Source organism: Hyphomonas sp. J20-32 (genome assembly GCF_055808555.1).
Map to the genome: position 1 here is coordinate 743,905 of NZ_CM147873.1, position 23,547 is coordinate 767,451.

The 23,547-nt window shown below is 62.5% G+C and carries 23 protein-coding genes; 12 read left to right on the forward strand and 11 right to left on the reverse strand.

Annotated features, from left to right (window positions below; genetic code table 11):
- Positions 1-41 precede the first annotated feature (41 nt).
- Together AC0L7I_RS03555 and AC0L7I_RS03560 are read left to right on the forward strand one after the other, a co-directional pair.
- Complete coding sequence (locus AC0L7I_RS03555; protein WP_473398161.1) at positions 42-1,766, forward strand: tetratricopeptide repeat-containing sulfotransferase family protein; 1,725 nt, start codon at positions 42-44, stop codon at positions 1,764-1,766.
- Between the two features lie 72 nt (positions 1,767-1,838).
- A complete protein-coding gene (locus AC0L7I_RS03560) occupies positions 1,839-2,855 on the forward strand; it encodes an aldo/keto reductase (protein WP_473398162.1) in 1,017 nt (338 codons plus the stop codon).
- A gap of 11 nt (positions 2,856-2,866) precedes the next feature.
- Here AC0L7I_RS03560 and AC0L7I_RS03565 read toward each other — a convergent pair whose 3' ends face one another.
- Together AC0L7I_RS03565 and AC0L7I_RS03570 are read right to left on the reverse strand one after the other, a co-directional pair.
- Positions 2,867-5,326: a DNA translocase FtsK gene (locus AC0L7I_RS03565; protein ID WP_473398163.1), complete on the reverse strand. Its 2,460-nt coding sequence runs from the start codon at positions 5,324-5,326 to the stop codon at positions 2,867-2,869.
- Between the two features lie 529 nt (positions 5,327-5,855).
- Positions 5,856-7,241 carry an ammonium transporter family protein gene (locus AC0L7I_RS03570; protein ID WP_473398164.1) on the reverse strand — a complete coding sequence of 462 codons (1,386 nt, stop codon included), beginning with the start codon at positions 7,239-7,241 and terminating at the stop codon, positions 5,856-5,858.
- A 214-nt stretch (positions 7,242-7,455) separates the two neighbouring features.
- Here AC0L7I_RS03570 and AC0L7I_RS03575 point away from each other — a divergent pair, with 214 nt between their 5' ends.
- Entirely contained in the window at positions 7,456-8,694 is a 1,239-nt protein-coding gene (locus tag AC0L7I_RS03575) for an FAD-dependent monooxygenase (protein ID WP_473398165.1), read from the forward strand.
- Here the strand turns inward: AC0L7I_RS03575 and AC0L7I_RS03580 are convergent.
- From AC0L7I_RS03580 to trxA, 4 genes are read right to left on the reverse strand one after another with little or no spacing between them, the layout of a single operon-like run.
- Positions 8,691-8,996, reverse strand: a complete 306-nt coding sequence (locus tag AC0L7I_RS03580; RefSeq protein WP_473398166.1) for a gamma-butyrobetaine hydroxylase family protein — start codon at positions 8,994-8,996, stop codon at positions 8,691-8,693. The two genes, AC0L7I_RS03575 and AC0L7I_RS03580, sit on opposite strands and share 4 nt — an antisense overlap.
- A complete protein-coding gene (locus AC0L7I_RS03585; RefSeq protein WP_473398167.1) occupies positions 8,993-9,226 on the reverse strand; it encodes a Trm112 family protein in 234 nt (77 codons plus the stop codon). Before AC0L7I_RS03585 ends, AC0L7I_RS03580 begins: the two co-directional genes overlap by 4 nt.
- Positions 9,227-9,237: 11 nt before the next feature.
- Positions 9,238-9,888 (reverse strand): LON peptidase substrate-binding domain-containing protein, encoded by a 651-nt coding sequence (locus tag AC0L7I_RS03590; RefSeq protein ID WP_473398168.1) that lies wholly within the window; start codon positions 9,886-9,888, stop codon positions 9,238-9,240.
- 51 nt (positions 9,889-9,939) lie between these two features.
- A complete protein-coding gene (gene trxA / locus AC0L7I_RS03595) occupies positions 9,940-10,827 on the reverse strand; it encodes a thioredoxin (RefSeq protein ID WP_473398169.1) in 888 nt (295 codons plus the stop codon).
- Positions 10,828-11,071: 244 nt separating this feature from the next.
- Here trxA and AC0L7I_RS03600 point away from each other — a divergent pair, with 244 nt between their 5' ends.
- On the forward strand, positions 11,072-11,734 hold the full coding sequence (locus AC0L7I_RS03600; protein ID WP_473398170.1) for a LolA family protein: 663 nt from the start codon (positions 11,072-11,074) through the stop codon (positions 11,732-11,734).
- A 300-nt stretch (positions 11,735-12,034) separates the two neighbouring features.
- Complete coding sequence (locus tag AC0L7I_RS03605; protein ID WP_473398171.1) at positions 12,035-12,838, forward strand: exodeoxyribonuclease III; 804 nt, start codon at positions 12,035-12,037, stop codon at positions 12,836-12,838.
- Positions 12,839-12,844: 6 nt separating this feature from the next.
- On the opposite strand, the gene AC0L7I_RS03610 is transcribed toward AC0L7I_RS03605, so the two are convergent.
- Positions 12,845-13,432, reverse strand: coding sequence for a hypothetical protein (locus AC0L7I_RS03610; RefSeq protein ID WP_473398172.1), 588 nt, complete (start codon positions 13,430-13,432; stop codon positions 12,845-12,847).
- A gap of 308 nt (positions 13,433-13,740) precedes the next feature.
- Here AC0L7I_RS03610 and AC0L7I_RS03615 point away from each other — a divergent pair, with 308 nt between their 5' ends.
- On the forward strand, positions 13,741-14,358 hold the full coding sequence (locus tag AC0L7I_RS03615; protein ID WP_473398173.1) for a hypothetical protein: 618 nt from the start codon (positions 13,741-13,743) through the stop codon (positions 14,356-14,358).
- A gap of 225 nt (positions 14,359-14,583) precedes the next feature.
- On the opposite strand, the gene AC0L7I_RS03620 is transcribed toward AC0L7I_RS03615, so the two are convergent.
- Positions 14,584-15,270 (reverse strand): response regulator transcription factor, encoded by a 687-nt coding sequence (locus tag AC0L7I_RS03620; protein ID WP_473398174.1) that lies wholly within the window; start codon positions 15,268-15,270, stop codon positions 14,584-14,586.
- 96 nt (positions 15,271-15,366) lie between these two features.
- Between AC0L7I_RS03620 and AC0L7I_RS03625 the strand changes: the two genes are divergently transcribed.
- Positions 15,367-15,882: a L,D-transpeptidase family protein gene (locus tag AC0L7I_RS03625; RefSeq protein ID WP_473398175.1), complete on the forward strand. Its 516-nt coding sequence runs from the start codon at positions 15,367-15,369 to the stop codon at positions 15,880-15,882.
- Here the strand turns inward: AC0L7I_RS03625 and AC0L7I_RS03630 are convergent.
- The gene (locus AC0L7I_RS03630) at positions 15,879-16,538 is read right to left on the reverse strand and encodes a YggS family pyridoxal phosphate-dependent enzyme (RefSeq protein ID WP_473398176.1); all 660 of its coding nucleotides are present in this window, start codon (positions 16,536-16,538) and stop codon (positions 15,879-15,881) included. The two genes, AC0L7I_RS03625 and AC0L7I_RS03630, sit on opposite strands and share 4 nt — an antisense overlap.
- On the opposite strand from AC0L7I_RS03630, the gene AC0L7I_RS03635 reads away from it, so the two are divergent.
- Positions 16,519-17,160: a thiamine phosphate synthase gene (locus AC0L7I_RS03635; protein WP_473398177.1), complete on the forward strand. Its 642-nt coding sequence runs from the start codon at positions 16,519-16,521 to the stop codon at positions 17,158-17,160. The two genes, AC0L7I_RS03630 and AC0L7I_RS03635, sit on opposite strands and share 20 nt — an antisense overlap.
- An 11-nt stretch (positions 17,161-17,171) precedes the next feature.
- Here the strand turns inward: AC0L7I_RS03635 and AC0L7I_RS03640 are convergent, their stop codons facing one another.
- Both AC0L7I_RS03640 and AC0L7I_RS03645 read right to left on the reverse strand, forming a co-directional pair.
- Positions 17,172-17,624, reverse strand: a complete 453-nt coding sequence (locus AC0L7I_RS03640) for an NtrZ family periplasmic regulatory protein (protein ID WP_473398178.1) — start codon at positions 17,622-17,624, stop codon at positions 17,172-17,174.
- Positions 17,625-17,699: 75 nt separating this feature from the next.
- Positions 17,700-18,887, reverse strand: coding sequence for a porin (locus AC0L7I_RS03645; protein ID WP_473398179.1), 1,188 nt, complete (start codon positions 18,885-18,887; stop codon positions 17,700-17,702).
- 116 nt (positions 18,888-19,003) lie between these two features.
- Between AC0L7I_RS03645 and AC0L7I_RS03650 the strand changes: the two genes are divergently transcribed.
- Genes AC0L7I_RS03650 through holA form a run of 4 tightly spaced genes read left to right on the forward strand, consistent with a single transcriptional unit; the run spans position 19,004 to position 23,540 of the window.
- Positions 19,004-19,429, forward strand: a complete 426-nt coding sequence (locus AC0L7I_RS03650) for a DUF3576 domain-containing protein (RefSeq protein WP_473398180.1) — start codon at positions 19,004-19,006, stop codon at positions 19,427-19,429.
- Positions 19,430-19,465: 36 nt separating this feature from the next.
- A complete protein-coding gene (leuS, locus tag AC0L7I_RS03655; protein WP_473398181.1) occupies positions 19,466-22,033 on the forward strand; it encodes a leucine--tRNA ligase in 2,568 nt (855 codons plus the stop codon).
- Positions 22,030-22,506, forward strand: coding sequence for an LPS assembly lipoprotein LptE (lptE, locus tag AC0L7I_RS03660; RefSeq protein WP_473398182.1), 477 nt, complete (start codon positions 22,030-22,032; stop codon positions 22,504-22,506). Before leuS ends, lptE begins: the two co-directional genes overlap by 4 nt.
- Positions 22,506-23,540 (forward strand): DNA polymerase III subunit delta, encoded by a 1,035-nt coding sequence (gene holA / locus AC0L7I_RS03665; RefSeq protein ID WP_473398183.1) that lies wholly within the window; start codon positions 22,506-22,508, stop codon positions 23,538-23,540. Before lptE ends, holA begins: the two co-directional genes overlap by 1 nt.
- The last annotated feature ends 7 nt before the right edge of the window (positions 23,541-23,547 follow it).

The following is a 23,547-nucleotide window of genomic DNA, read 5'->3' on the forward strand; positions in this document are numbered from 1 at the left end:
GCATCCCTCATCAGATTTTCCCCCTCCTCACAGAATCGATTGTGTGCGACCCTCGCTCATGTGCAACCCCTAGCAGCAGCAAACTTTTCATTTCTCGTCATGCGCGTCAAAATGGGCACACAATTGCAAATTCGCCAGAAAACAGGACAGGACTGCTGAGAAACTCACAACACCCCTCCGTCCGAAGTCCGCGGCTTGACCAGGCCGCGAAGCTTCTCTCGGAAAAAGACTATCAATCTGCACACGCACTGTGCCTGGAAGAACTCAAATCGAACCCATCGTCGGCACAGGCATTTTACCTGCTCGGAATTCTCGCTGCCGATCACGGCAATCATGCAAAAGCCGTCGAGTTGTTTTCACGAACGACCGCGCTTGATCCGGGCCATTCAGCGGCGTTCGCCCAACTGGCCCGCAGCCAGATTGCGCGTTTGCACCGTGAGCGCGCCCTCGAAGCAGCCGATGCGGCAGCCCGCCTCGCGCCAACCGACGCATACACGCTCGACACGCTCGGCGTCGTATACAGCCGGGCCGGCCTGCACATGCGCGCCGCGCCATTCTACCAGTTGGCCACTCAAGCGGCGCCCGGCATTGCCGGGTATCACTACAATCACGGCGCCGCACTCCAGTTTCTCGGCGAGATGGACAAGGCAAGGGACGCCTTTCGCCGCTGTCTCGCAATCGATCCGCTGGAAACCCGCGCTTTGTCGTCAATCGTCCAGATCACGCGCCAGTCCGAAACAGAAAACCTTGTGGCCGATCTCGAGGCGGCGTTCGAAGCGACCGGGACCGACCCCGACGACGCCCTCCGCATCGGCCACGCGCTGGCCAAGGCGCATGAAGATCTCGGGAACCCCGCACAGGCGCTCGAATGGCTCCATCGCGCCAAGGTGAAGAAAAGCGCGACCATCCACCATGACCCGTCCTCGGACCTTGCTTTGTTCGATGCGGCCCGAACCACACCCGCCCTGGTTCAGGGCAAGCCCGGATATCCATCCGCAGCGCCCATTTTCATTGTCGGCATGCCCCGCACCGGCACCACGCTGGTCGACCGCATCCTTTCGAGCCACAGCGAAATCACGTCGGCCGGAGAATTGTCGGATTTCGGGCTCTGCCTGAAGCGGCAGGCCGCCACGCAGTCCAGTTTCGTGCTCGACCCCGAAACGCTGCAAGCTGCCGCAAATCTCGAATTGCGCGCGCTTGGGCAAGCTTACATCGAGAGCGTAACCAGCACGCAAGGGCTCACGGGCCGCTTCATCGACAAGATGCCGCTCAATGCGTTCTACTCCGCCGTTATCCTGGCTGCCTTGCCGGACGCGCGCATTGTCTGCCTGCGGCGCCATCCGGCCGACACAGTGCTCAGCAATTACCGGCAGATGTTCGCGACGAGTTATTCTTACTACAATTACGCCTACAGCCTGGAGGCCACGGCCAATTACTATGTCGCCTTCGATCGCATGGTGGCTGTATTTTCCCGGTCGCTGCCGAAAGATCGCTTTTGCGAAGTCCACTATGAGCGCGTGGTGGGGGATATCGAAGGCGAGACCCGGCGCCTGCTTGATTTCTGTGGCCTGGAGTTCGAAGCCGCCTGCCTCGATTTTCACGAGAATGCGGCCCCCGTCGCCACGGCAAGCTCTGCCCAAGTGCGCCAGCCGCTCTATACTGGCTCGCTTGCCCGCTGGAAGCGATATGAGCCTGGCCTGAAAAGTGCGCTCGACATTCTGGAAGAAGCCGGCTGCATTTCCGCGGGGGAACGCTCGGTGATTTAGTCTCTCTTGCTATGGCGCTCGCGCAGATTGGCGCTAGTCTGCAGCCATGAACCGAAACCCCGGGGGAGAATTATGAAACATCGCCGCCTTGGCAAGAGCGCCATTTACGTATCCGACATCTGCATGGGCACCATGACATTCGGGTCGCAGACCGACGAGAAGGAAGCCTTCCGCATTCTCGACGAATGCTATGATGCAGGCATCAACTTCTACGACGCGGCCGAAAATTACCCCGTCCCGCCGGATCCGAAATGGGCCGGCCGTACCGAGGAGATTGTCGGGCGCTGGATGAAGACCAAGGACCGTGACTCCCTGATCATCGCTACCAAAGTGTCCGGACCCTCGCACGGATGGATCAAGTCCTCCCAGCGCGCCGGCATGACGGCTATGGACCGCCACAATATCACGCGGGCTGTCGAGGCCAGCCTCGAGCGTCTGGATACCGATTATATCGACCTCTACCAGACGCACTGGCCCGACCATGGCACAGATTTCGACGAGACGATGGAGACCCTCGACGAACTCATTCGTGCTGGCCTCGTGCGGATCATCGGCAGCAGTAATGAAAATGCCTGGGGCACGATGAAAAGCCTCGCGACCTCAGAACGTCTTGGAACGGCACGCTACCAGACGATCCAGAACAATTTCAGCCTCAACAATCGCCGCTTCGAAGACGAGCTCGCCAACATCTGCCGCAAGGAAGGGATCAGCCTGATCCCCTATTCGCCAATCGGCGGCGGCGTCCTGTCGGGCAAGTACAATGGCGGCGCCACGCCGGAAGGCGCGCGGTTCTCGAACTATATCAAAAAAGGCGGGCGCCACACGCTGATGGCCCAGCGCTTCGTCAACGAGAAATCCCTCGCTGCCACTGAACGCTACATGGCGATTGCTGCCGAGGCTGGCATGTCACCGGTCACCCTCGCCACGGCCTGGTCGAAACAGCATGACTTTGTTGCCTCGACCATTGTCGGCGTCAGTTGCCAGGAACAGCTTGCTCCGATCCTGGCAGCCGCCGATCTCGAACTGTCCGACGAAGTGATGAAAGCCTGCAACGCCGTGTCGAAGGAAATCCTCTACCCGATGGGCTGAGGCTGACAGCCTCAGTCGCCGCTCGGCGCACCGTTCGCAAGCACTTCGCGCCGGCCGGCATGGTTCGGCGCGGAGACAATGCCTTCTTCTTCCAGCCGGTCGATCAGGCCGGCCGCCTTGTTGTAACCAACCTTGAGGCGGCGCTGCAGGTAGGAGGTCGAGGCGCGCTTGTCGCGCACAACGATGGCGATCGACTGGGCGAACAGGTCTTCGTCATCATCGCCGGTCGATGTGCCGAGCATGGCGTCCATCACGGCCGAGCCGGTCGAACCGTCTTCCGGCGCTTCCAGGATGTCCATGACATAGTCTGGTTCGCCCTGCTCTTTCAGCCAGTCGACAACGGTGCCGACTTCTTCATCGGAGACGAACGGCCCGTGCAGGCGCTGTGATTTCTTGCCGGGCGCCTGGTAAAGCAGGTCGCCCATGCCCAGCAGCTGTTCGGCGCCCTGCTCGTTCAGGATCGTACGCGAGTCGATTTTCGTCGTCACCATGTACGAGATCCGTGTCGGGAAGTTCGCCTTGATCGTGCCGGTGATAACGTCCACGGATGGGCGCTGCGTCGCGGTGATCAGGTGAATACCGGCTGCCCGCGCCATCTGCGCAAGACGCTGGACGCAGCCTTCAATTTCCTTGCCGGCCACCATCATAAGGTCCGCCATCTCGTCGATGACAACGACAATGTTCGGAATATGGTCGACCGGAAGGATTTCAGTCTCGTGGATCGGTTTGCCCCGCTCGTCGTACCCGACCTGCACCTTGCGGGCCATCTGCTCACCGGACGCACGATACTTTGCAGCCTTGTCGTTGAAGCCCGACAGGTTGCGAACACCGGCCTTCGACATCAGCTCGTAGCGGCCTTCCATTTCGCGCACGGTCCATTGCAGGGCGTTCACGGCCTTCTTGGGGTCGGTCACGACTGGCGCCAGGAGGTGCGGGATACCTTCATAGATCGAAAGTTCGAGCATCTTCGGGTCAATCATGATGAACCGGCACTGTTCCGGCGTATGACGATACAGCAGCGACAGGATCATCGCGTTGACGCCCACGGACTTGCCTGAACCCGTCGTGCCGGCGATCAGCAGGTGAGGCATCTTGGAAAGGTCGACCACGGTGGGCACACCACCAATGTCCTCACCCAGCGCCATCGGAAGGCTGGCGCGCGTGGCAACATAGGGCTCCGACTGCAGCAACGTGCGCAGGTAAACCGTGTCACGGTCTTCGTTCGGCAACTCGATGCCGATTGCGTTCTTGCCGGGCACCACCGCCACGCGGGCCGAGACAGCGCTCATTGAGCGGGCAATATCGTCAGCCAGCGAGATTACACGCGATGATTTGACACCCGGCGCAGGTTCCATTTCGAACAGGGTAATCACCGGGCCCGGACGCACTTCCTTGATCCGTCCACGGACACCAAATTCCTTCAGCACTTCCGACAGGCGCGCCGCCTTGGCGATCAGGGCTTCTTCATCGACCGTGTCGCCGCGCTCTTCCGGCATCTGCAGCAAGTCGATCGACGGCAGCCGTGTCGCCTTGTTGCGGCGTTCTGTTTTGGTCACGCGCGGAACCGGCGGCTTGGGCGCTGGCTTCGGATTTTTGAAGCGCGTCGTGCGAACAGGCACTTCGTCCGGCTCTTCAAAGTCCTCGTCTTCTTCGTACGCATCCTCTTCGTCGAAGATTTCCTCCAGATCCTCGTCATCCTCATCATATTCGACTTGTTTCTTCGGCTTCCTGAAGAAGCTGCGCGCTTCACCGGAGAGATCGTCTTCCCCCTTCACGACACGCGCCCGATCCGTGATTTCGGATGGACGCCGTTTCGGCGTCAGGAAATGGCCAACTGAGGCGACGAGGCCCAAGACACCTCTGGCCTTGCGCGCGGCCCGCATGCCCGAAGAGGTAGCAGCTTCCTGCAACAGTTGCGCATCGCCGCGCCGGAAGCCCAGCGCCGCAAGAGCGGCCCACAGGGCCGCACCGCCCAGGATGAACCCTGCCCATGTGCCGGGCGACGGCAACAGCAGCGCCTTGAACGGCATCTGGGCATAATGGAAAAGGGCGTCTCCCACGACGCCGCCGAGGCCCGCGCTCAAAGGCCAGGATTCCGGAACCGGCCAACCGGCGAAGCAGGCGGCAGACAGAGGCACGAAACTCGCACCCAGCAGCCAGCGCCGCACGCTGGGCGCGCCGATCAGCACGGCACGCATGGCCCCGCCGATCATCAGCGCCAGTCCGGCTGTCCAACTCGACCAGCCAAATCCCTGGCGCGCAAGATCGGCAAATATCGCGCCAGCGCCGCCAAACAGGTTCTGGACCGCAGAATCCGTCGCCGCATTCCAGCTTGGATCGCTCGGCACATAGGACCCGACACTGCCGCAAACGAACACGCCCGCTCCGAAAGCCGCGGCTCCCGTCAGGATCCTCCAGACCGGATCGCTCGCGGTGGGGACGTCGTCGTCAGTATAGGCGTAATCAGTCATGTGCCGGGGCAACTCCGCTTCTCGGAATGGGAAGTGCCCACATTGCCGGATCAGCCTTAACACCGCGCAAACACGCGGCGGAGCAGTTCGGTGAATACCTTAACGATTTCGGCCCCGGGTTGTGTCCGCCAAAAGCAGCCTCGGTGAAGCATGCGAAGGGCAAATTCTTGCGTTCTGTCGCGCACGACATGGATTTGCAGACCAAATCGGTCGCTGCACATCGGACAGGCACACGAATTTCTCCCCGTATCCATTAGGTCGCTTCGTGCTGGGTACGGAGCTAGCTCAGGTGTGGGAGGGCAACCGGCGTTAACGAGTCTGGCGGCAATGACGCAGGTTTTTAACGCTGAGCCCGATGTGGTTAAGACTCCCATTGCGGCAAACCTGGCCTCCGGGGAGAAGGCTGGCCATTGCCTTCCGGAACGGAAAAGCGCCCCGCAGCCTGAGCTGCGGGGCGCTTTCAAGTGGTTTGGAAAAAACTCCGGCGGATTTGAACCCGCCGGAGTTCGTATTCTCCTGGACGAACCCCTCAGCCCCTGGAGAATTCCGGATAGGCTTCAAGCCCGATCTCTGCCTTGTCGAGGCCCATTTCTTCGTCCTCGAGGCTGCAGCGCACACCGATGGTGAACTTGAGCAGCAGCCAGACAACCGTCGAGGCCGCCATCACGAAGACACCCGTGAGTGCAACGCCGACAAGCTGGCCAACGAAGTTCGGATCACCGGCTTCGTTCGGCATCATGGCCATGCCATGGGTCGCCGGAACGATCATCGTGCCCCAGATGCCGCACACGAGGTGGGCCGGGATGGCGCCGACGACGTCATCGATCTTGAACTTGTCGAGCAGCGGCACGGCGAGGACAACAAGGATGCCGCCGACACCGCCAATCAGTACGGCCTGGCCCATCGTTGGCATCAGCGGTTCAGCCGTGATCGACACGAGGCCGCCAATGGCGCCGTTGAAGACCATGGTCGCATCCACTTTGCCTTTGTAGAGGATCGCCGTCGTGATCATCGCAGCGATCACGCCGCCGACGGCCGCCATGTTCGTGTTGGCGAAGATCTGGGCAACCGAATTGATATCGGCAGCCGTACCCGCCGCCAGCTGCGACGCGCCGTTGAAGCCGAACCAGCCGAACCAGAGGATGAACGTGCCGAGTGCAGCAAGCGGGATGTTCGAACCCGGCATCGGGTTGATCTGCTTGCCGAAATACTTGCCGGTACGCGGACCGATGATGATGGCGCCCACGAGGGCCGCCCAGCCGCCGACCGAGTGAACCAGCGTTGAACCGGCGAAGTCGGAGAACGCCCACTCAGTATCCAGATACCCTGCGCCCCATTCCCAGGACACGACGATCGGATAGATCACGGCTGTCAGGATGGCCGTAAAGATCAGGAAGGGCCACAGTTTCACGCGTTCCGCAACGGTGCCCGAAACGATCGAGGCCGCCGTCGCAACGAACACCATCTGGAAGAACCAGTCGGACGCCGGCGCATAGCCCGCATCGCTCTGGACACTGAGATCACCGCCCGACCAGGGCCCTGGCGTCGTGCCGAGCAGGCCGTTCAGAACGGTTTCAGCCGGATAGGCCATGTTGTAACCGACGACCCAGAACATCAGGCCGGCAATGGAATAGAGGGCGACGTTTTTCGTCGACTGCATGGCGGCATTCTTGGAGCGGACCAAGCCGGCCTCGAGCATGCAGAACCCGGCTGCCATGAGCATCACGATGATGCCACCGATCAGGAACAGGTAGCTATTGTCGACATACGCGCTGGCGCTGCCATTCACACTCTCTTCAAGGGCCGCGAGCCGTGTCGCGAGGTCGTCTTCCTGGGCATAGGCCAGGACCCCCGCTGTAAGCGCGACGGGCAACAATGCCGCCCCGCGCAACCATCTTCCAATCGTCTGGCCCATCTCTGGCCCCTCCTTCGTCAATGACCTGGAGCTCGGGACCCCCCGCGCTCTCCCACGACTGATATGATTGCGGCGCCTGCGGAATGTCGCTCGCCGCACAGGGGTCCGGGCGGATTCACCGTCCACGTGGTCAATCGCTGTGCAGGGTTGCGGCCAATCGCCCAAATCTGCGTCATCGCTGGACGGTTTGGTTACTGCCCCCTACCTAGAAGACATGACTGAAACGCCTGCAGCCCCCTCTCTCAAGGTCGAGTTGGCCGTTATCGGCGCCGGACCGGTTGGCACGTCGCTGGCCATCCTTGCCGCGCGGGCCGGTTTCGCGACCCTGCTGGTCGATGCCCGCGACCCGGCCAAGGCCCCGCCGCCCGACACACGCAATTTCGCCATCGTGCGCGGCAGCTGGCGCCTGCTCGGCGCAGCCGGCGTGCATGCGGCGCTGCAAGGCCAGACACAACCGCTCATGGGCCTTGAGGCCACCGATGGCGGGCGCCACTGGTTTGGCGCGCCCTCTGTCCTGTTTGGTACAGACGACTTGCCAGAAGACGCGCAGGGTGAGCCGCTCGGGCAGATGGTCCCGGCCGCTGCGCTCCAGGCCGCCCTCGACGATGTTGCGGCGGCGACGCCCGGCCTCACCTGGTGGCGAAACACGAAGTTCACCGGCCTCGAAACCCACCGGGCCCATGCGCGCCTCACCCTTGATGACGGCCGCATCGTCCATGCCGGCCTCGTCGGCGCCTGCGACGGCGTGAAATCCGGCGTCCGGACCGCGCTCGGCATCACCACCGAGGGGCGCGCCTATGGCAAATCGGTATTTGCTGCCGATGTTAAGCTTTCACGCCCCCACAAGGGCCTCGCCCGGCAATTGTTTACCCCGGAAGGCCCCTTCGCGACCCTTCCGCTGCCCGGAAATCGGGCAAATCTGGCCTGGTATCTCAAAACCGGCGCTGCCGAAGCCATGGCCGCCTTGCCAACCGAGGCCATCGAAGCCGAGCTTAATGCGCGCTTTGCGGACTTCGCCGGGCCGATGACGCTCGACGGCAAGCCGCTGGCCTATCCCCTGCACCTCCAGATCGCCACATCCATGGTCGGGCCGCGCGCGGCGCTGCTTGGCGATGCCGCCCGTCGGATCAACCCTCTGGCCGGGCAAGGCCTCAATCTCGGCTTCAAGGATGTTGGCGCGCTCGTGGACGTGATGACGGATGCCCGCGACATCGGACTTGATCCCGGCGCCGACACGTCGCTCCAGCGCTACCAGGAATGGCGCCGCTTCGATGCCGCCACGACCGCCATGTTCATGGACGGCGTCGACCGCGTGTTCTCAAACGACAATGCATTGCTCAAACCGCTGCGCGGCCTCGCGCTCATCGCCGCTGGCAAGGTTGGCCCTATCCGCCGCGCCATGGCCCGCCAGGCCAGCGCCGACCAGGCCAGCCTGCCCAGCCTGATGCGCTAGGCGCCGACTGTCAGCCGTTTCAGCAGGTCCCAGGTATAAAGCCCGCTCGAATGCCCGTCGGAAAACACGATCCGAACGGCATAGCGCCCCACGGGCTCGGCCCGCTCCACCATGATATCGGTCGGCACAGGCGGCTGGGCCGGCTTCGGCCCCGATCCATGCCCCTGCACCTCGGCAGACGGGCTGTTCTCGCGCAGGCGAACGAAATCCACCGTGCCCGACGACCCGTCATCGAACGCCGCATCCAACTCCCGCGCGTTCCGCCGGAATGTCAGCCGCACCGGCCAGGCGGGCGCGCTCATGCGTCGTCCCCGTCCGCGATGGCATTGTCCAGGTCACGCGCCTCGTCCGCCAGCATGATCGGAATCCCGCCCCGGATCGGATAGGCCAGCCGCGCCTTCTTCGAAATCAGCTCGCCCGCCGCACGGTCATACGTCAGGGGTTGCCTTGTCACCGGGCAGATCAGGATTTCCAGCAGGCGCGGATCGACCCCCGATCCCCGTTCCGGCTTGGCTCGTGTGTCATCACTCATTCCGGTCGGTCCTACTGCATCGTCCCGGCATCATTGCCGGGCACGTCCATTCTCAACAGGGTGATGAGCGTTTCGGCGCGCGCTTTCAAGCTCGGCGCTTCGATCAGCGCCTGTTTCTCGATCACTGAAAACGGGCAACCCGCGCTAAGCGCATTGACCAGCGTCTCGAGCGGCGCATCTTCCACCGCCGACCAGTCAGCCTGCATCTTGTTGATTTCGACATAGGTTTTCAGCGCGCCGATCAGCCTTTCCCGGCTTGGCAGGCCGATGTCGTTTGCCGCCACGAGGTCAGCCTCGTACGGCGCCCAATCCGGCCGGACCTGGCGATACGGCGTCGTCACGTGCATCTCGTCTCTGATGGCAAACCGCGCGATCCCGGTCAGCGCGATCAGGTAGCGGCCGTCGTCGGTTTCCGCATAACTGGTGATCCGCCCTGCACAGCCGACATCGGCCAGCACAGGCCGCGCCTTCGGCCCGCCCATCGCCTGCACCATGCCGATCAGCCGCGAGCCCGCCATCGCATCGTCGATCATGTTCAGGTAACGCGGCTCGAAAATGTTCAGGGGCAATTCCCAGCGCGGGAACAATATCGCGCCCGGCAGCGGGAACACCGCCAGCGTGTCGGGCAGGTCGCTTGTCTTCCTGTAATGTCCCACGCTCATCGGTCCGGATCCTGTTTCCGTCGGGGATGCGAAAGTGGGCCGAGTGCCGGTCTAGGCAAACATCAGAGATCCCAGCCGGCGCCGGCCCTCAACCGTTGCCGGGTCGCTCGGCCCGGCCGCTTCGAAGACTTGTAGCAGCTTTTCCTTTGCCTTGCCGCCCTCCCAGTCGAGTTTTGCGCCCAGAATGATCAGCAGGTGATCGATCGCGTCCTTGTAGCGCTGGGCACCGACATATTTTTCGGCAAGCTCGAAACGCTTGGCATGGTCGTCCGGCGCGGCAGTTACGGCGCTCAATAGTGCATCGAACTCGCCGGGCGCGTCGTCATCGGCCATCAGTTCGATGGCCGTGCGCACGCCTTTGACGGCGGTGTCATGCTTGGCCGATTCCGGCACCATGTTGAGCGTCGCGGTCGCGCGTTCCTTATCGCCATTGGCTAGGTAACAGCGCGCGAGGCCGGCAATCGCCGCCACGTTCTCGGGGTCTTCCTGGATCACGCTGGCATAGATCTGCGCGGCGGTGCCGATATCGCCGGACTGGCTCGCCGCCTCGGCCTGCACCAGCGCCTCGGCAATCACCTGCGCGCTGTCAGTGCCGCTCAGCAGCTTGTCGATGAATCCCCTGACCTGGCTTTCCGGCAGCGCGCCCTGGAACGCATCCACCGGACGGCCCTTGTCAAAGGCGAACACGGCCGGAATCGACCGGACACCCAACTGGCCCGCATAGGCGGGGTTCTCGTCGATATTGATCTTGACCAGTTTGACCGCGCCCTTCTTGGCGTCGACAACGCGCTCGATCACCGGGCCAAGCTGTTTGCACGGCCCGCACCAGGGCGCCCAGAAGTCGACAATGACAGGCTGCGTGTTGGAGGCCTCGACAACATCGGCCATGAATTCCTGGTCGGTACTGTCCTTGGTATTGAGCGAAGCGGTGTCCGTCATCGATAGGGTTCCTTTATATACGGGCGCAAAGATGGGCGCGGCGGCGCCAATACGCAAGCGGGCGCTGTAATCAGGTTGGAACATCCTGCGCGGTTTGCTGTTCATCCTGCCGTCGGTTGGCGTCTCGTGGCGCGCCAAGCTGAATACAGGCCAACGAATAGCGGCGGAAATACCTTGATCTGGCCCTGTTTAGGTGAGGTTCAGGCCACTAGATTGAAGCTCATGGTCAAAGGAGGCCCACGCTATGATGAACTTGCTGACGACCCTTGGGGCGATCACCGCCCTCGCCACCGCGCCGCTGGCCGTGTCCCTTCAGGGCGCCGCCCCGTCCGTGCCGGCCGTCACCGCACCCGCCGCCCAGACGGCCATGACGGCTGCCGAACGAAGCGCCATCCTCAGGGATGTCTCCAAGGCCATGTCCGACGTGAAGACCGCAAGCGGCCAGTTCGAACAGGTTGCGCCCGACTATTCCGTCTCGACCGGCCGTTTCGCCCTGTCGCGCCCGGGCAAGGTCCGCTTCGATTATGACGACCCGACGCCGCTCCTTATCGTCAGCAATGGCGCAACCGTTGCGCTGCAGGACAGCGAGCTGGAAACAACAGACCGCGTCCCGCTCGGCTCGACGCCGCTCTCGCTCCTGCTCGACGACAGTCTCGACTTCGAGACCGAAGCCCAGGTGCTTGAGGTTGTCCGCAGGGACGGACGCATCGGCGTGACCCTCCAGGACCGTTCCGGCGAAATGGACGGCACGCTCTCGTTGATCCTGTCGGACCTGACCAAGGAACTCATCGGCTGGCGCACGGAAGACAGTGGCGGCAACATCACCTCCGTCCAGCTCATCGGCGTCGAGTATGGCCAGAAGCTCAATCCGCGCCTCTTCATCCTGAAAGACTTCGACGATGAATAAGGCGTCTGCGGCGCGCTTCGGAATACTTGCACCAGAACGCGCGCCGCGGCACTTTTCGATTCTGAAAAACGCAACCATTTAACATAAAATTTACTTGATAATTTTGCGTCGCGTGACATCTTTGCAACTGTCGATGAAGCGGAATACCCCGCGCAGCACTTGACCCCCCGCTGTGAACACCCGCTCCATCGCCGCCGGAACTCCCTTGCCGGCGAGACGTAAAATCTCGCGTCAGGCGCGCCCGAACTCCCCCGCGTTCGGGCGCGTTGACGTTTCGGGGATCAGTGCTAGGCAGACCGAATGGCCAAACCACTCAAGATCGTCAGCTGGAATATCAACTCCGTGCGCCTGCGCGCGCCGAACGTCGCCGACTTTGTCGCCGCCGAGGCGCCGGACGTCATCTGCCTGCAGGAAACCAAGTGCCAGGACGGCGAATTCCCGGAAAAGCAGTTCCGCGAAATGGGCCTCAAGCACCTTGTTCTCAACGGCCAGAAGGGCGGTCATCACGGTGTCGCCATCGCCTCGCGCCTGCCGCTGGAACGCGTCGACGTGCCGGACCTTTGCCGCGAAGGCCATGCCCGGGCCATCGCTGCGCGCTTGAACGGGCTCGAAATCCACAATATCTACCTGCCCGCCGGCGGCGATGTGCCCGACCCTGTCGCCAATGACAAGTTCGCCCACAAGCTCGATTTCCTCGCAAAGCTGGGCAAGGGCTACAAGAAACTGCCCAAGGCGTCCCGCATCCTTGTCGGCGACCTCAATGTCGCCCCGCACGAGAACGATGTCTGGTCGCACAAGCAGCTCCTGAAGATCGTCTCGCACACGCCGGAAGAAACCGAATTGCTGGAAGATTCCCGCAAGACAGCCGGCTTCGCCGACATTGCCCGCATGGCGGTGCCGGACGAGCAGAAGCTGTATTCCTGGTGGAGCTATCGCGCCAAGGACTGGGCCGCCTCGAACAAGGGCCGCCGCCTCGACCATATCTGGGCCAATCCCGACGCCCTCGCGAACACCAAACTCGATTCCTACCGCGTCCACCTCCCTTGGCGCGGCGGCTGGAAACCCTCCGACCACGCCCCGATCAGCGTGAAGGTGAGTGTGTAAATTTGATCATTCCGCTCGAAATAGCGTATCCTTGTTAGTCCACACCTTGCATGCACCCGATACAGGGATCAGGTCCTGCGACCCCTCCGTGTGAAAATCTTCCACGCGGCAAAGTTCCACCCTCATGCGATTGCTCCGGCTAAGAACACCCACCGAATGCATGCGCTCGAAACAGTTTGACAGTTCGATCCACCCGTCTTGCAGGAGTGAGGTTGAGTTGGTCGATGTGTTGGCGGCTTTGAATGCATATGCCACAGACTTGCCGTTGATCGTCACGCGAACCTGTGCGCCCGCTCTCGCACCGCACGGTCCTCTCCCGGAAATTCGATTTCGCCCTTCTACGATGACTTCAGCGTCCGGCAGTTTACAGACAAACGGCTCTTCCTCGAGCTGACTAGGAAAGTAGACATTCTGTCCGATCACCTCGCCCTCTTCCTTTTCAAAATTCTGGAAATAATTCTGTTGTGAGAGAAGTTCGAAATGACCCTCATGCGGGTCGCAGGTGAGGATCGCGCTGCCATCCCGCCAATTGTCTGCGTAGGCAGCCAGCGCTGATGACGTCATGACGAAGGCAATCACCAACAATCGAAACAATGGCATTTCTCCTTCACAACGGGACCTGAGCGACGGCACGCCCCTCCCCTCTAGATTGATCACCAGATTGCGAACGATTTATGGCGACATGACACGTCCCGCTCCTCCCGTTTCCCAATCGCACACCCAGTCCTCCCCCCCGATGACCCCTACGAAGGCAGGGGTCCATGGACTGGCGGCGCTCCAAGGTGCGATGGGAAAGCCCTGTCCATGGATACCTGCCTTCGCAGGTATCTTCGGCAAACAAGATGCCCCCGCTCTCCACCCCCTTATCCAACCCATACGCCGCTCGCGTTATACTGCGCCACATGAGCCATCCGTCCGACTTGATCCATCACGGCCTCGAACAGGCCCGCCTCGCGCTGTGGGCGGTGATCAACATGACCAATGCGCACCTGCGTCCGTTGACGCTGAAACGCAGCCTGAAGCGACGGGCCTCCGGGCGGCTGAAACAGCTCGAAATCATCGTGCGGCGGTTGCTCACCCTGATGGCGCTGGCCCTCACCCTTGCCCCGGTCCGACCGCGGACGTGCCTCACCCCTGCCACCCCCACGACGCTCCCCGAGGGCACCGAGCTCGTCACCTTCCCGGCCCCGTACCGTTTCGCCCTGTCGGGCCGGGTGCAGCCCGAGGTCGACCCCGAAGCCTCCGTGCTGTTTCCGGAGAGCTTTCGTGCCTCCGGCCCGGTCCCCGCCGCGCCCTTCCTCGCCCGTGTCAGCGCCCTCTACAAAGTGCTGGAAGCGCCGGACCTCTATACCAAGCGCCTCGCACGCAGCCTCGCCCGCCAGCAAAAGCGCGGCGACCCCAAACCGGTCGCAATGCCCATGGCCAGCGCGTACCGCCTCCGCCCCGAACTCGGCGCGATCACCTCGGCCCTGCCGGTCCTGCTCAATGCGGCCCTCGAAAAATGGGACAATTCAAGCTGAGTCCGACAGGCTTGTCAGACAGGCATGCCGGGCACCGGGAGGTGTTTCCGGGTACACCCGCATCTCTCCCCCCGATGATACCTGCGAAAGCAGGTATCCATGGACGAAGGGCGCCGCAGGGGCCGGGGGAAATGCCAGTCCATGGACCCCTGCCTGCGCAGGGGCCTGCGGGGATGGTGGAATGATGTTATTGGCGGCTCATGCTGAGCGCTTGAAAAGCATGCCCTAAGGCTGCAGCCGGTAGCCCCCCGCATCGGTTAGCAAGAGGCGCGCATGTGACGGGTCCGGCTCAACCTTCTGCCGCAGGCGGTAGATATGGGTTTCCAGCGTGTGCGTTGTCACGGCGGCATTGTAGCCCCAGACTTCCGAGAGGAGTTCCTCGCGCGCCACCGGCTTGCCGCCCGCGCGGTAGAGGTATTTCAGGATATTGGTTTCCTTCTCCGTCAGGCGCACCTTGCGGCCCTCGGCTGTCACCAGAAGCTTCATCGACGGACGGAAATCATACGGGCCGACCTGGAACGTCGCGTCCTCGGACTGTTCAAAGCTGCGCAAATGCGCCCGCACCCGCGCCAGCAGGACCGAGAACTTGAACGGCTTGGTGACATAGTCATTCGCCCCGGAATCGAGCCCGAGGATCGTGTCGGCATCGCCATCCTGCCCGGTCAGCATGATGATCGGCGCGCGCACGCCTTTCTGCCGCATCAGCTTGCAGGCCTCGCGGCCATCCAGGTCCGGCATTTCGACATCCAGCAGGATCAGGTCGATCCGCTCGGCCACGGCCGTCGCGACGCCATCGCGGGCATTTTCCGCCTGCAATGTCTCGAACCCGTCATGCAGCTCGAACTGCTCGGCCAGCGCTTCGCGCAGGTCATTATCGTCATCCACCAGCAGGATTGTCTTCTTTGCAGACATTTTCCGCTCCATTCCGTCCAATTTCGCCTTGCACATATCCAAGACAGCAACAGATGTCATAAGAATGTGGCCGACAGGCGATCACAACACAGGGAGATGCGCGTGAACAGCCACTTCATAGCCCGCGCAGACGGCAGCTTCTTCGGCATGGATTTCGCCTGCCGCTGCGCCGTCGGCAAGGGCGGCGTGATCGGCGCCGACCTCAAACGCGAAGGTGACGGCGCCTCGCCGATCGGAATCTGGGAAACCCGGCGCCTGTTCTACCGGCCGGACCGGACCCAGCCGCCAGAAACGCGCCTGCCGAAAGTCCCGCTGCGCCCCGATGACGGCTGGTGCGACGCACCGGGCGACCCGCTCTACAACCGCCCGGTCGCCCTGCCCTACCCGGCCTCGGCCGAAAAACTCTGGCGCGCCGACCATGTGTACAACCTCGTCGTGGAGCTCGGGTACAATGACGACCCGGTCGTTCCGGGCAGCGGCAGCGCGATTTTCCTGCATCTCGCCCGCGAAGACTACAAGCCGACCGAAGGCTGCGTTGCCCTCGCCGAGCCGGACCTGCGCACGGTGCTGCGCTTCCTGACGCCGGACTCACGCATCGAAATTGTGCTCTAGCGCGCCCCGAACAAGGCCGTCCCGACCCGCACATGCGTCGCGCCGAAACTCGCGGCGAGCTTGTAGTCGCCGCTCATGCCCATGGACAGGCCTGTCAGGCCGTGCCGCCGGGCGAGCTTCGCCAGCAGCGCAAAATGCGGCCCGGCCGGCTCATCGACCGGCGGTATGCACATCAGGCCCCGCACATCGAGGCCGCATTCCCCGACCGCCACCCTCAGGAGGTCTGCCAGCCCATCCGGCGTGACGCCCGCCTTTTGCGGCTCCTCGCCCGTATTAACCTGAATGAACACGGCGGGCCGCCGGCCCGTTGCCGCCATCGCCTTGGCCAGCGCCCGCGCCAGCTTGTCCCGGTCGAGAGTCTCGATCACGTCGAACAGGGCCACCGCATCCTCCGCCTTGTTGGTCTGCAGCGGTCCGATCAGGCGCAGTTCCAGTTCAGGGTACTGGCCGCGCCGCTCGGCCCAATGCGCCTGCGCCTCCTGCACCCGGTTCTCACCGAACACGCGCTGGCCCGCCGCCAGCATCGCGTCGATCTTTTCATCAGGCTGGGTTTTCGTCACGGCAACAAGGCTGGGCGGCGGGCTCGCGGCCTGCGCCAGCTCTGCCAGAATTTCGTCGCGCCGCTTGGCAAGGGGAATGGAAACCGTATCAGTCATGCTGATGACGTTGAAACGCCAATCCTCGCCAAAGCGCAAGCTTCTGGCCGCCGCCCGCGCGGCTTCGGCGCACCTACCGCAAGGCATTCCGCCGGTCCTGTTCCTGACAGATCCCGCACGCACGCCCGATCCGGTCAAGATAGCTCACTCGCTGCCGCCCGGCTGGGGCGTCATCTATCGCCATTTCGGTGCACCGGATGCCGAAAGGATTGCGACAGAGCTTGCTCACGTCTGCCGGGCGCGCAAGCTGCGCCTGCTTATCTCTGCCGATCCGGTTCTTGCGATGGCTGTTGGCGCTCCGGGCGTTCACTGGCCGAATGCCCGGCTTGGCGCCTCCCGGAAATGGCGCGGCGCATTCGCGCTGATGACTGCCAGCGCCCATTCACCTGCAGAGCTTCGCGCGATCACGAAATATCCGGTTGATGCAGCGCTGCTTTCGGCGGTTTTCGCGTCCGCCAGTCCGACCGCCGGGCGTCCCATCGGACCGCTGAAACTCCGGCAGATAGCGCAGTCCGCCTCTTGCCCCGTCTTTGCCCTTGGCGGGGTTACAGCAGAAAATGCCAAGCGGGTTTCCGGGTTTTCAGGTTTGGCATCAGTGGGCAGCCTGTCTCAAACGGACTGACGACCAGAAAATCAGAACTTGAATGCAGACTTGAGCCGGATGCCGGTCTCAAGCTGGCTGTCTTCCCACTGGGATGTATCGTTCAGGCGTTCGGCGCCGACGCTGACTTCACCGCCGACCGAGAATCGCGGCGTCACGCGGAATGTGGCACCAGCCTGCATCTGTTCGCGCGGTAGCGGAGACGAGTTCGGCCGGGTCAGCATGTCGAGATTCAGCTGCCAGCGCGCATTTCCACCAAACTGGACGGAAAAGTCGTCCGTCGGCTCAGGCTGCCAGACAGGCTTGGTGTCTGCCGGCTTGGGCTGGGCAAACTGGCGATACCAGTCTGCCTCGGCCGCCTTGCTTTCCGACAGGGAGGGCGCCTGGACCTTGAGCACATCACCGGGCACGACCGGATCGGCCATCGCCGGCAAAGCCAGCATGGCTGAAATCAGTGTGATCGAGAGAATCAAGCCCGGTTTCATTTCCTACACCTTCCCGCACAAGAATAGTCATCCCGCCCGGTTAAGAGAAGATTAACATTCTGACAGGGGGCCAAATTAAAGCGATAGTGTGATTTCTAACACAACACCGTCGGAAGAATCCCGATTTGGAGGCACTGGCAACGGGCCAACTCGCCTTTCACGCAGTGTCTGGCTGCGGTAACCCCCGCCAATCCGCAAGCCTTCGGCCACATCCCTGGCTGCGCCGATACTCCATGATTCGCTTTCCAGACCCGTCGCATCATCGCGGGCTTCGCCATAGTCCAGCCCGAAATCGAGCGAATAGGCCCGTTTCGTCGCGCCGATCGTCCATGCTGAATAGTCGCCCGGGCCGTTTTCGACGCCATTATTGCTTCCCAGAACGCTCGCACCGATCGTCACTGTTTCGAATTCGGCGGACACACCGGCAGACCAGGTCTCGACCGTCCCGTAATTATCGGGCCTGATCACTGAACTCACATCGGCGCGGCTATAGGCGAGCGCGGCCTGCAGCCTCACGCCGCTTTCGCGCAGCCTGCGCGAAACATTGACGGCCATTTCGGCTGCGGAATCGACACTGAGCTGCGGATTGCCAGCCACCTGCCGTGCCGGGTCGCGGTCGAGGCCCCGCACATCCGCTGTCGGCGTGTAGGACACGCCTGCCCTCACGCCCAGGATTCGCGGGCTGGCATAGCTGATCTTCAGTGCCGGTCCGGTCAGGTCATGGTCCGTTCGCACATAGGCCTGCCCGGTCGGATCCAGAACGGGATTGGCCGTCGACGCCTTCACGAACACGCTCGGCGCGCCTTCATGGAAACGCGCTGCGACGCCCTTGTCCCGGCCCAGCCGCACCTCGCCATAACCGCCTTCGGCATACACATAGGCGAGCTCCAACTGCCCGCGCGCACCGATATGCTCGCCCGCCGCGCCTGTCGCCAGCCCGCTGAAGCCGCCTTGCCATACATCTGGCGCTCCCCCGGCACCACCACCGGGAACCCCCGTGAATCCGGCCCGGCCCGGGTGGTCGCGCTGCACTTCAAACCGCCCGACAGCGCCAATCTCCAGGCCGCTATCCAGCACCCGGTTGGTGGACAGGCCGAACGCGCCCAGATAGGTCACTGGCGCTGCGCCTGCCGTCGAGCCAGCGACCGCAGCTTCGGCTTCGCTTTTGGTCTCCCAGACGTCCCACTCGTCCTGCGCCTGCGCATGGCCGGTCATCGCGCCCAGTATTGCCAGCAGTGTCAGCGGTGTCAGCGGTTTCCACATTGTCTCTCTCCTGCAAACACCATCCGCTCTGTTAGGCATATCAGCACTGGCGAGCCCGGACTCCCCTTGTTATACAAACCCTCGTCAACAAGGTCTTGCACTCAGGAACAATCTTCATGGTCAAACACATAATCACCGCTGCCCTGGCGGGCTTGCTGATCGTTTCCGGCTGCCAATCGGGCAACAGCAAGAAGAACGAGAGCCAGATCACGCAGAAGAATATCGGTACGGTCAATCCCTACCTGTGGCGTGCCGCGCTGGATACGTTCGAGAACATGCCGGTCCAGAGCGCCGATCCTGTCGGCGGTCTCGTCGTCTATGACTGGAAGTCGTTCCCGGATTCGCCAGATGAGCGCATCAAGGCAACCGTCTACATTCTCGACACCCGTCTTCGCGCCGACGGCGTCAAAGTGGCGGTCTTCCGCCAGACCAATCAGGACGGGACTTGGACTGATGCGAGCGTCGATCCAGAGACCGGAATCCAGCTTGAAAACAAGATCCTTCAACGTGCCCGCACGCTCAAGGCGTCACAAATCGGCTAGAAAGCCAAGCACCAGACCTCTTTAAAGGAGCGGGACATGGCCACCCGTTACGATCCGCAGGCCGCGGAAACCAGATGGCGTGCCAAGTGGGACGCAGCAGACCTGTTCAAGGCGAAATCGCCAGCCGAGGCGGGCGACGCGCCCAAGGCGTACATCCTCGAAATGTTCCCCTATCCGTCTGGCCGGGTGCATATGGGCCATGTGCGCAACTATGCCATGGGCGATGTTGTTGCCCGCCATCGCCGCGCCAACGGATACAATGTCCTCCACCCGATGGGCTGGGACGCATTCGGCATGCCTGCCGAGAATGCAGCACTGCAGCGCGGCGTTCATCCGGGAAAGTGGACCTACGAAAACATCGCCGCCATGCGGACGCAGCTGAAAAAGCTCGGCCTGTCTCTCGACTGGAGCCGCGAATTTGCCACATGCGACCCGGAATATTACGGCGCCCAACAGGGCCTGTTCCTCAAGATGCTGGAAAAGGGCCTCGTTTATCGCAAGGCCAGCAAGGTCAACTGGGACCCGGTCGACAACACCGTTCTGGCCAATGAGCAGGTTGTCGATGGCCGGGGGTGGCGCTCAGGCGCCATCGTCGAACAGCGCGAGCTGACCCAGTGGTTCTTCCGCATCACGCATTATGCCGACGACTTGCTGGACCAGGTCCAGAAGCTGGAGCGCTGGCCGGAAAAAGTCCGCACCATGCAGGCCAACTGGATCGGCCGGTCCGAAGGCCTGCAGATGCGGTTCGAATTCTCTGGCGAAAAGCCTGATGGTTTCGAGCGCGGTGTGGAGATTTTCACCACCCGCCCCGACACGCTGTTCGGAGCGAGCTTTATCGCCCTGTCGCCCGACCATCCGCTGACGGTGCAGCTGGCGCAGGACAATAAAGCGCTCACGGATTTCCGCGCCGAATGCGCCTCTATGGGCACCAGCGAGGAAGCCATCGAGAAAGCGCCGAAGCTTGGCTTCGATACCGGCCTCACCGTCCAGCATCCGTTCGAACCGGGCCGCACCCTGCCCGTCTGGGTCGCCAATTTCGTACTGATGGGATACGGCACCGGCGCCATATTCGGCTGCCCTGCGCACGACCAGCGCGACATCGAATTTGCGCGCAAATATGGCCTGCCCGTCACGCCGGTTGTCCTGCCGCCTGATGCCGACCCGGCAACATTTGATGTTGAGGACGATGCCTATACCGGGCCTGGCACGATTTTCCATTCCGGCTTCCTCGATGGCATGACCATCAACGACGCCAAGCGGACGGCCACTTCGAAGATCGAATCCCAAGGGCTCGGCGAAGGCAAGGTGAACTATCGCCTGCGCGACTGGGGCGTTTCACGCCAGCGATATTGGGGCTGCCCCATTCCGGTTGTGCACTGCGACGCCTGCGGGATCGTCCCCGTGCCAGCGTCCGACCTGCCCTTGCGGCTGCCGGATGACGTGACTTTCGACAAGCCCGGCAATCCGCTGGAACGCCACCCGACATGGAAGGACACCGCCTGTCCGACGTGTGGCGGAAAGGCTCGCCGCGAAACCGATACGCTCGACACGTTTGTCGATAGTTCCTGGTATTATGCCCGGTTTGCCAGCCCCGACGACAAGGCCGAGCGCGCCTATTGGCTGCCCGTCGACCAATATGTCGGCGGCGTCGAGCATGCCGTCCTGCACTTGCTCTATGCCCGGTTCTTCGCCCGCGCGATGCGCGATGTCGGGGAACTGGACCTGCCGAGCGGCGAGCCGTTCGCGGGCCTGTTCACTCAAGGCATGGTGACGCATGAGACATACAAGTCTGCAAATGGCGACTGGCTGGAGCCTTCCGAAGTAGAGCTCAAGGAAGGCGCCTGGATCGAGGTAGCCACCGGCAAGCCTGCAAGCGTTGGCCCGATCGAGAAAATGTCGAAGTCGAAGAAGAACACGGTCGACCCCGACGCGATCATTCAGGCCTTCGGCGCAGATACTGCACGCTGGTTCGTGCTGTCTAACTCGCCGCCCGAACGGGACGTCGAGTGGACACAGGCAGGCGCTGAAGGGGCCGCGCGTTTCGTGCAGCGCATCTGGAGTGTCTTCGACGCGCTTCCGGAAACCGCTGCCCCTGAATTGGGCGCAGACGATAACTCGGTTGCCTTGCGCAAAGCGTCGCACAAGGCCGTCGCAGCCATCGACAAGGCAATTAACGAGTTCCGCTTCAACTCCGCCGTCGCCAGCATCCATGAATGGGTCACGGCGCTGAAGAAGGCCGAAGCGGATTCCGGCTCGATCCTCGGTGCCCGGTTCGAAGGGGCTTCCATGCTCGCCCGGTGCCTGACGCCGTTCATGCCCCACCTGGCTGAGTCCTGCTGGGAGCGTATCGGCGGCGCAGGCTTTGTTTCTGCTGCGGCCTGGCCCGCGCCGGACCCTGCCCTGCTGGTCGATGACAGCGTGACCATGGCTGTTCAAGTGAATGGCAAGCGCCGTGGTGAAATCACTGTGGCCAAAGCGCTTTCGAAGGATGAGGTCGAGGCGGCTGCTTTTGCTGAACCGGATATTGCCGCCTTCCTGAGCGGCAAGTCGGTCAAGAAAACCATTGTCGTTCCCGGCCGCATCGTGAATATCGTGGTCGCATGAAACAGCTCGTCGCCTCCCTCTTCCTGTTTTCCCTGGCTGCCTGTGGCTTCCAGCCCGTCTATGCGCCAGGTACGAGCGCGCTCGCTGCAGGTGGTCCCATCACTGTCGAGCCCATTCGCGGTCGGTCCGGGTACTTGCTTAGGCGTGCGCTGCAGGAAGAGCTCGCGATCGGACTACCGGGCGTGACCGAACCTGCAACGCTGAACGTGATCCTGAAGGACAACCTGACGCGGCTTGCGTTCAAGCCCGACGGCGCGGCGTCCCGCTCCAGTATTACTGCGTCCGGGCGATATGTGCTGGCGCGCGATAGTGGGGCGGTCTCGGGCGTGGTCGACGCCCAAACCGATTTCACGGTTCCCCCATCGGCGCCCTATGGCGACATCGCGGCTCAAACCAGCGCTTATGACCGCACCATGCGTGAACTCGCGAAACGCATTGTCGACGATTTGCGACTACAGCTCTCAGCCGGCTGATGCTGCTAAAGGGCAAGCAGGCAGTCACCTTCTCCCGCCGACCCGACCCGGCGATCTGGGCGGTTCTGGCGTTCGGCGAGGATGATGGCCTGGCGAGCGACGCCTCTGCCAGTCTGATCAAGGCCTGGGCCCCGAAAGCTGGCGAACTCGAAGTGTCGGTTCTGGATGATGATGCGATCAGGAAAGACCCTTCGCTCCTGTTCGACAATCTCGAAGCCGTGTCGCTGCTGGGCGACCCGCGCGTCATTCGTGTCCGTACCAATGGAGACAAGATCGCAGCGCTTCTCTCGGAAGCCATAGCGGAAGGCGACAAGACCGAGCAACGCTACGCTGCAAAACTGGTCATCGAAGCAGGAAGCCTCGCCTCGAAATCCAAGCTGCGAGCCGCAGCCAGTACAGCCAAGAAAACCGCCTGCCTTCAGCTGTTTGCCGACGAAGCCGGGGATATCGAGGAGCGCGTGAAAGCAGCGCTCATGGATGTCGGCGCAACCATAGAGCCCGCCGCACTTCACGCCTTTACCGGCGACCTGCCCGGCCACCGCGGCATCGCCAATTCTGAAATCGACAAGCTGGCGCTCTACGCGCGTGGATTGGGACGCGATGTCATGCTCGCCGATATTCGTGCCCTGTCCGCGACCGACATCGATCACGACCTGTCGGCCGCGATCCGGGCAACGCTCGCCGGTGATCTCATCGCCGCGAATACCGCCTTGCAGCGCCTCGAGATCGCCGGAACGTCAGCCATCTCCATCCTGCGCGCACTGCAGAGCGAGACGCTACGCATGCTGGACGCACACAAGCGGATGGCTGCGGGAGAAGGCTCCCCGGGCATGAAGCTCCGTCCGCCGGTCTGGCAAAGTGACTGGCCGGCTTTTCGGGGGCGTCTCGGCAAGTGGCCACAAAAGCGGCTGCTGCGCATTCTTGAGCGCATCTATGATGCAGAACATCAGGCGAAGTCCGGGTCCGGAAGCGCCGACCCTGTTGTTCGTGTACTGATGAATGAGCTTGGCAAGGCGGCGGCCAACGTCGCCTGACCCGGGT

What these genes read in the sequence shown, in the direction of transcription:
- leuS (WP_473398181.1), top strand. Translation starts at nt 19,466, where the DNA reads ATGGCCACCCGTTACGATCCGCAGGCCGCGGAAACCAGATGGCGTGCC.
- AC0L7I_RS03620 (WP_473398174.1), bottom strand. Translation starts at nt 15,270, where the DNA reads ATGTCTGCAAAGAAGACAATCCTGCTGGTGGATGACGATAATGACCTG.
- AC0L7I_RS03575 (WP_473398165.1), top strand. Translation starts at nt 7,456, where the DNA reads ATGACTGAAACGCCTGCAGCCCCCTCTCTCAAGGTCGAGTTGGCCGTT.
- AC0L7I_RS03560 (WP_473398162.1), top strand. Translation starts at nt 1,839, where the DNA reads ATGAAACATCGCCGCCTTGGCAAGAGCGCCATTTACGTATCCGACATC.
- AC0L7I_RS03600 (WP_473398170.1), top strand. Translation starts at nt 11,072, where the DNA reads ATGATGAACTTGCTGACGACCCTTGGGGCGATCACCGCCCTCGCCACC.
- AC0L7I_RS03580 (WP_473398166.1), bottom strand. Translation starts at nt 8,996, where the DNA reads ATGAGCGCGCCCGCCTGGCCGGTGCGGCTGACATTCCGGCGGAACGCG.
- AC0L7I_RS03570 (WP_473398164.1), bottom strand. Translation starts at nt 7,241, where the DNA reads ATGGGCCAGACGATTGGAAGATGGTTGCGCGGGGCGGCATTGTTGCCC.
- holA (WP_473398183.1), top strand. Translation starts at nt 22,506, where the DNA reads ATGCTGCTAAAGGGCAAGCAGGCAGTCACCTTCTCCCGCCGACCCGAC.
- AC0L7I_RS03615 (WP_473398173.1), top strand. Translation starts at nt 13,741, where the DNA reads ATGAGCCATCCGTCCGACTTGATCCATCACGGCCTCGAACAGGCCCGC.
- AC0L7I_RS03635 (WP_473398177.1), top strand. Translation starts at nt 16,519, where the DNA reads ATGGAAACCGTATCAGTCATGCTGATGACGTTGAAACGCCAATCCTCG.
- AC0L7I_RS03630 (WP_473398176.1), bottom strand. Translation starts at nt 16,538, where the DNA reads ATGACTGATACGGTTTCCATTCCCCTTGCCAAGCGGCGCGACGAAATT.
- AC0L7I_RS03565 (WP_473398163.1), bottom strand. Translation starts at nt 5,326, where the DNA reads ATGACTGATTACGCCTATACTGACGACGACGTCCCCACCGCGAGCGAT.
- lptE (WP_473398182.1), top strand. Translation starts at nt 22,030, where the DNA reads ATGAAACAGCTCGTCGCCTCCCTCTTCCTGTTTTCCCTGGCTGCCTGT.
- trxA (WP_473398169.1), bottom strand. Translation starts at nt 10,827, where the DNA reads ATGACGGACACCGCTTCGCTCAATACCAAGGACAGTACCGACCAGGAA.
- AC0L7I_RS03650 (WP_473398180.1), top strand. Translation starts at nt 19,004, where the DNA reads ATGGTCAAACACATAATCACCGCTGCCCTGGCGGGCTTGCTGATCGTT.
- AC0L7I_RS03625 (WP_473398175.1), top strand. Translation starts at nt 15,367, where the DNA reads ATGCGCGTGAACAGCCACTTCATAGCCCGCGCAGACGGCAGCTTCTTC.
- AC0L7I_RS03585 (WP_473398167.1), bottom strand. Translation starts at nt 9,226, where the DNA reads ATGAGTGATGACACACGAGCCAAGCCGGAACGGGGATCGGGGGTCGAT.
- AC0L7I_RS03590 (WP_473398168.1), bottom strand. Translation starts at nt 9,888, where the DNA reads ATGAGCGTGGGACATTACAGGAAGACAAGCGACCTGCCCGACACGCTG.
- AC0L7I_RS03605 (WP_473398171.1), top strand. Translation starts at nt 12,035, where the DNA reads ATGGCCAAACCACTCAAGATCGTCAGCTGGAATATCAACTCCGTGCGC.
- AC0L7I_RS03645 (WP_473398179.1), bottom strand. Translation starts at nt 18,887, where the DNA reads ATGTGGAAACCGCTGACACCGCTGACACTGCTGGCAATACTGGGCGCG.
- AC0L7I_RS03640 (WP_473398178.1), bottom strand. Translation starts at nt 17,624, where the DNA reads ATGAAACCGGGCTTGATTCTCTCGATCACACTGATTTCAGCCATGCTG.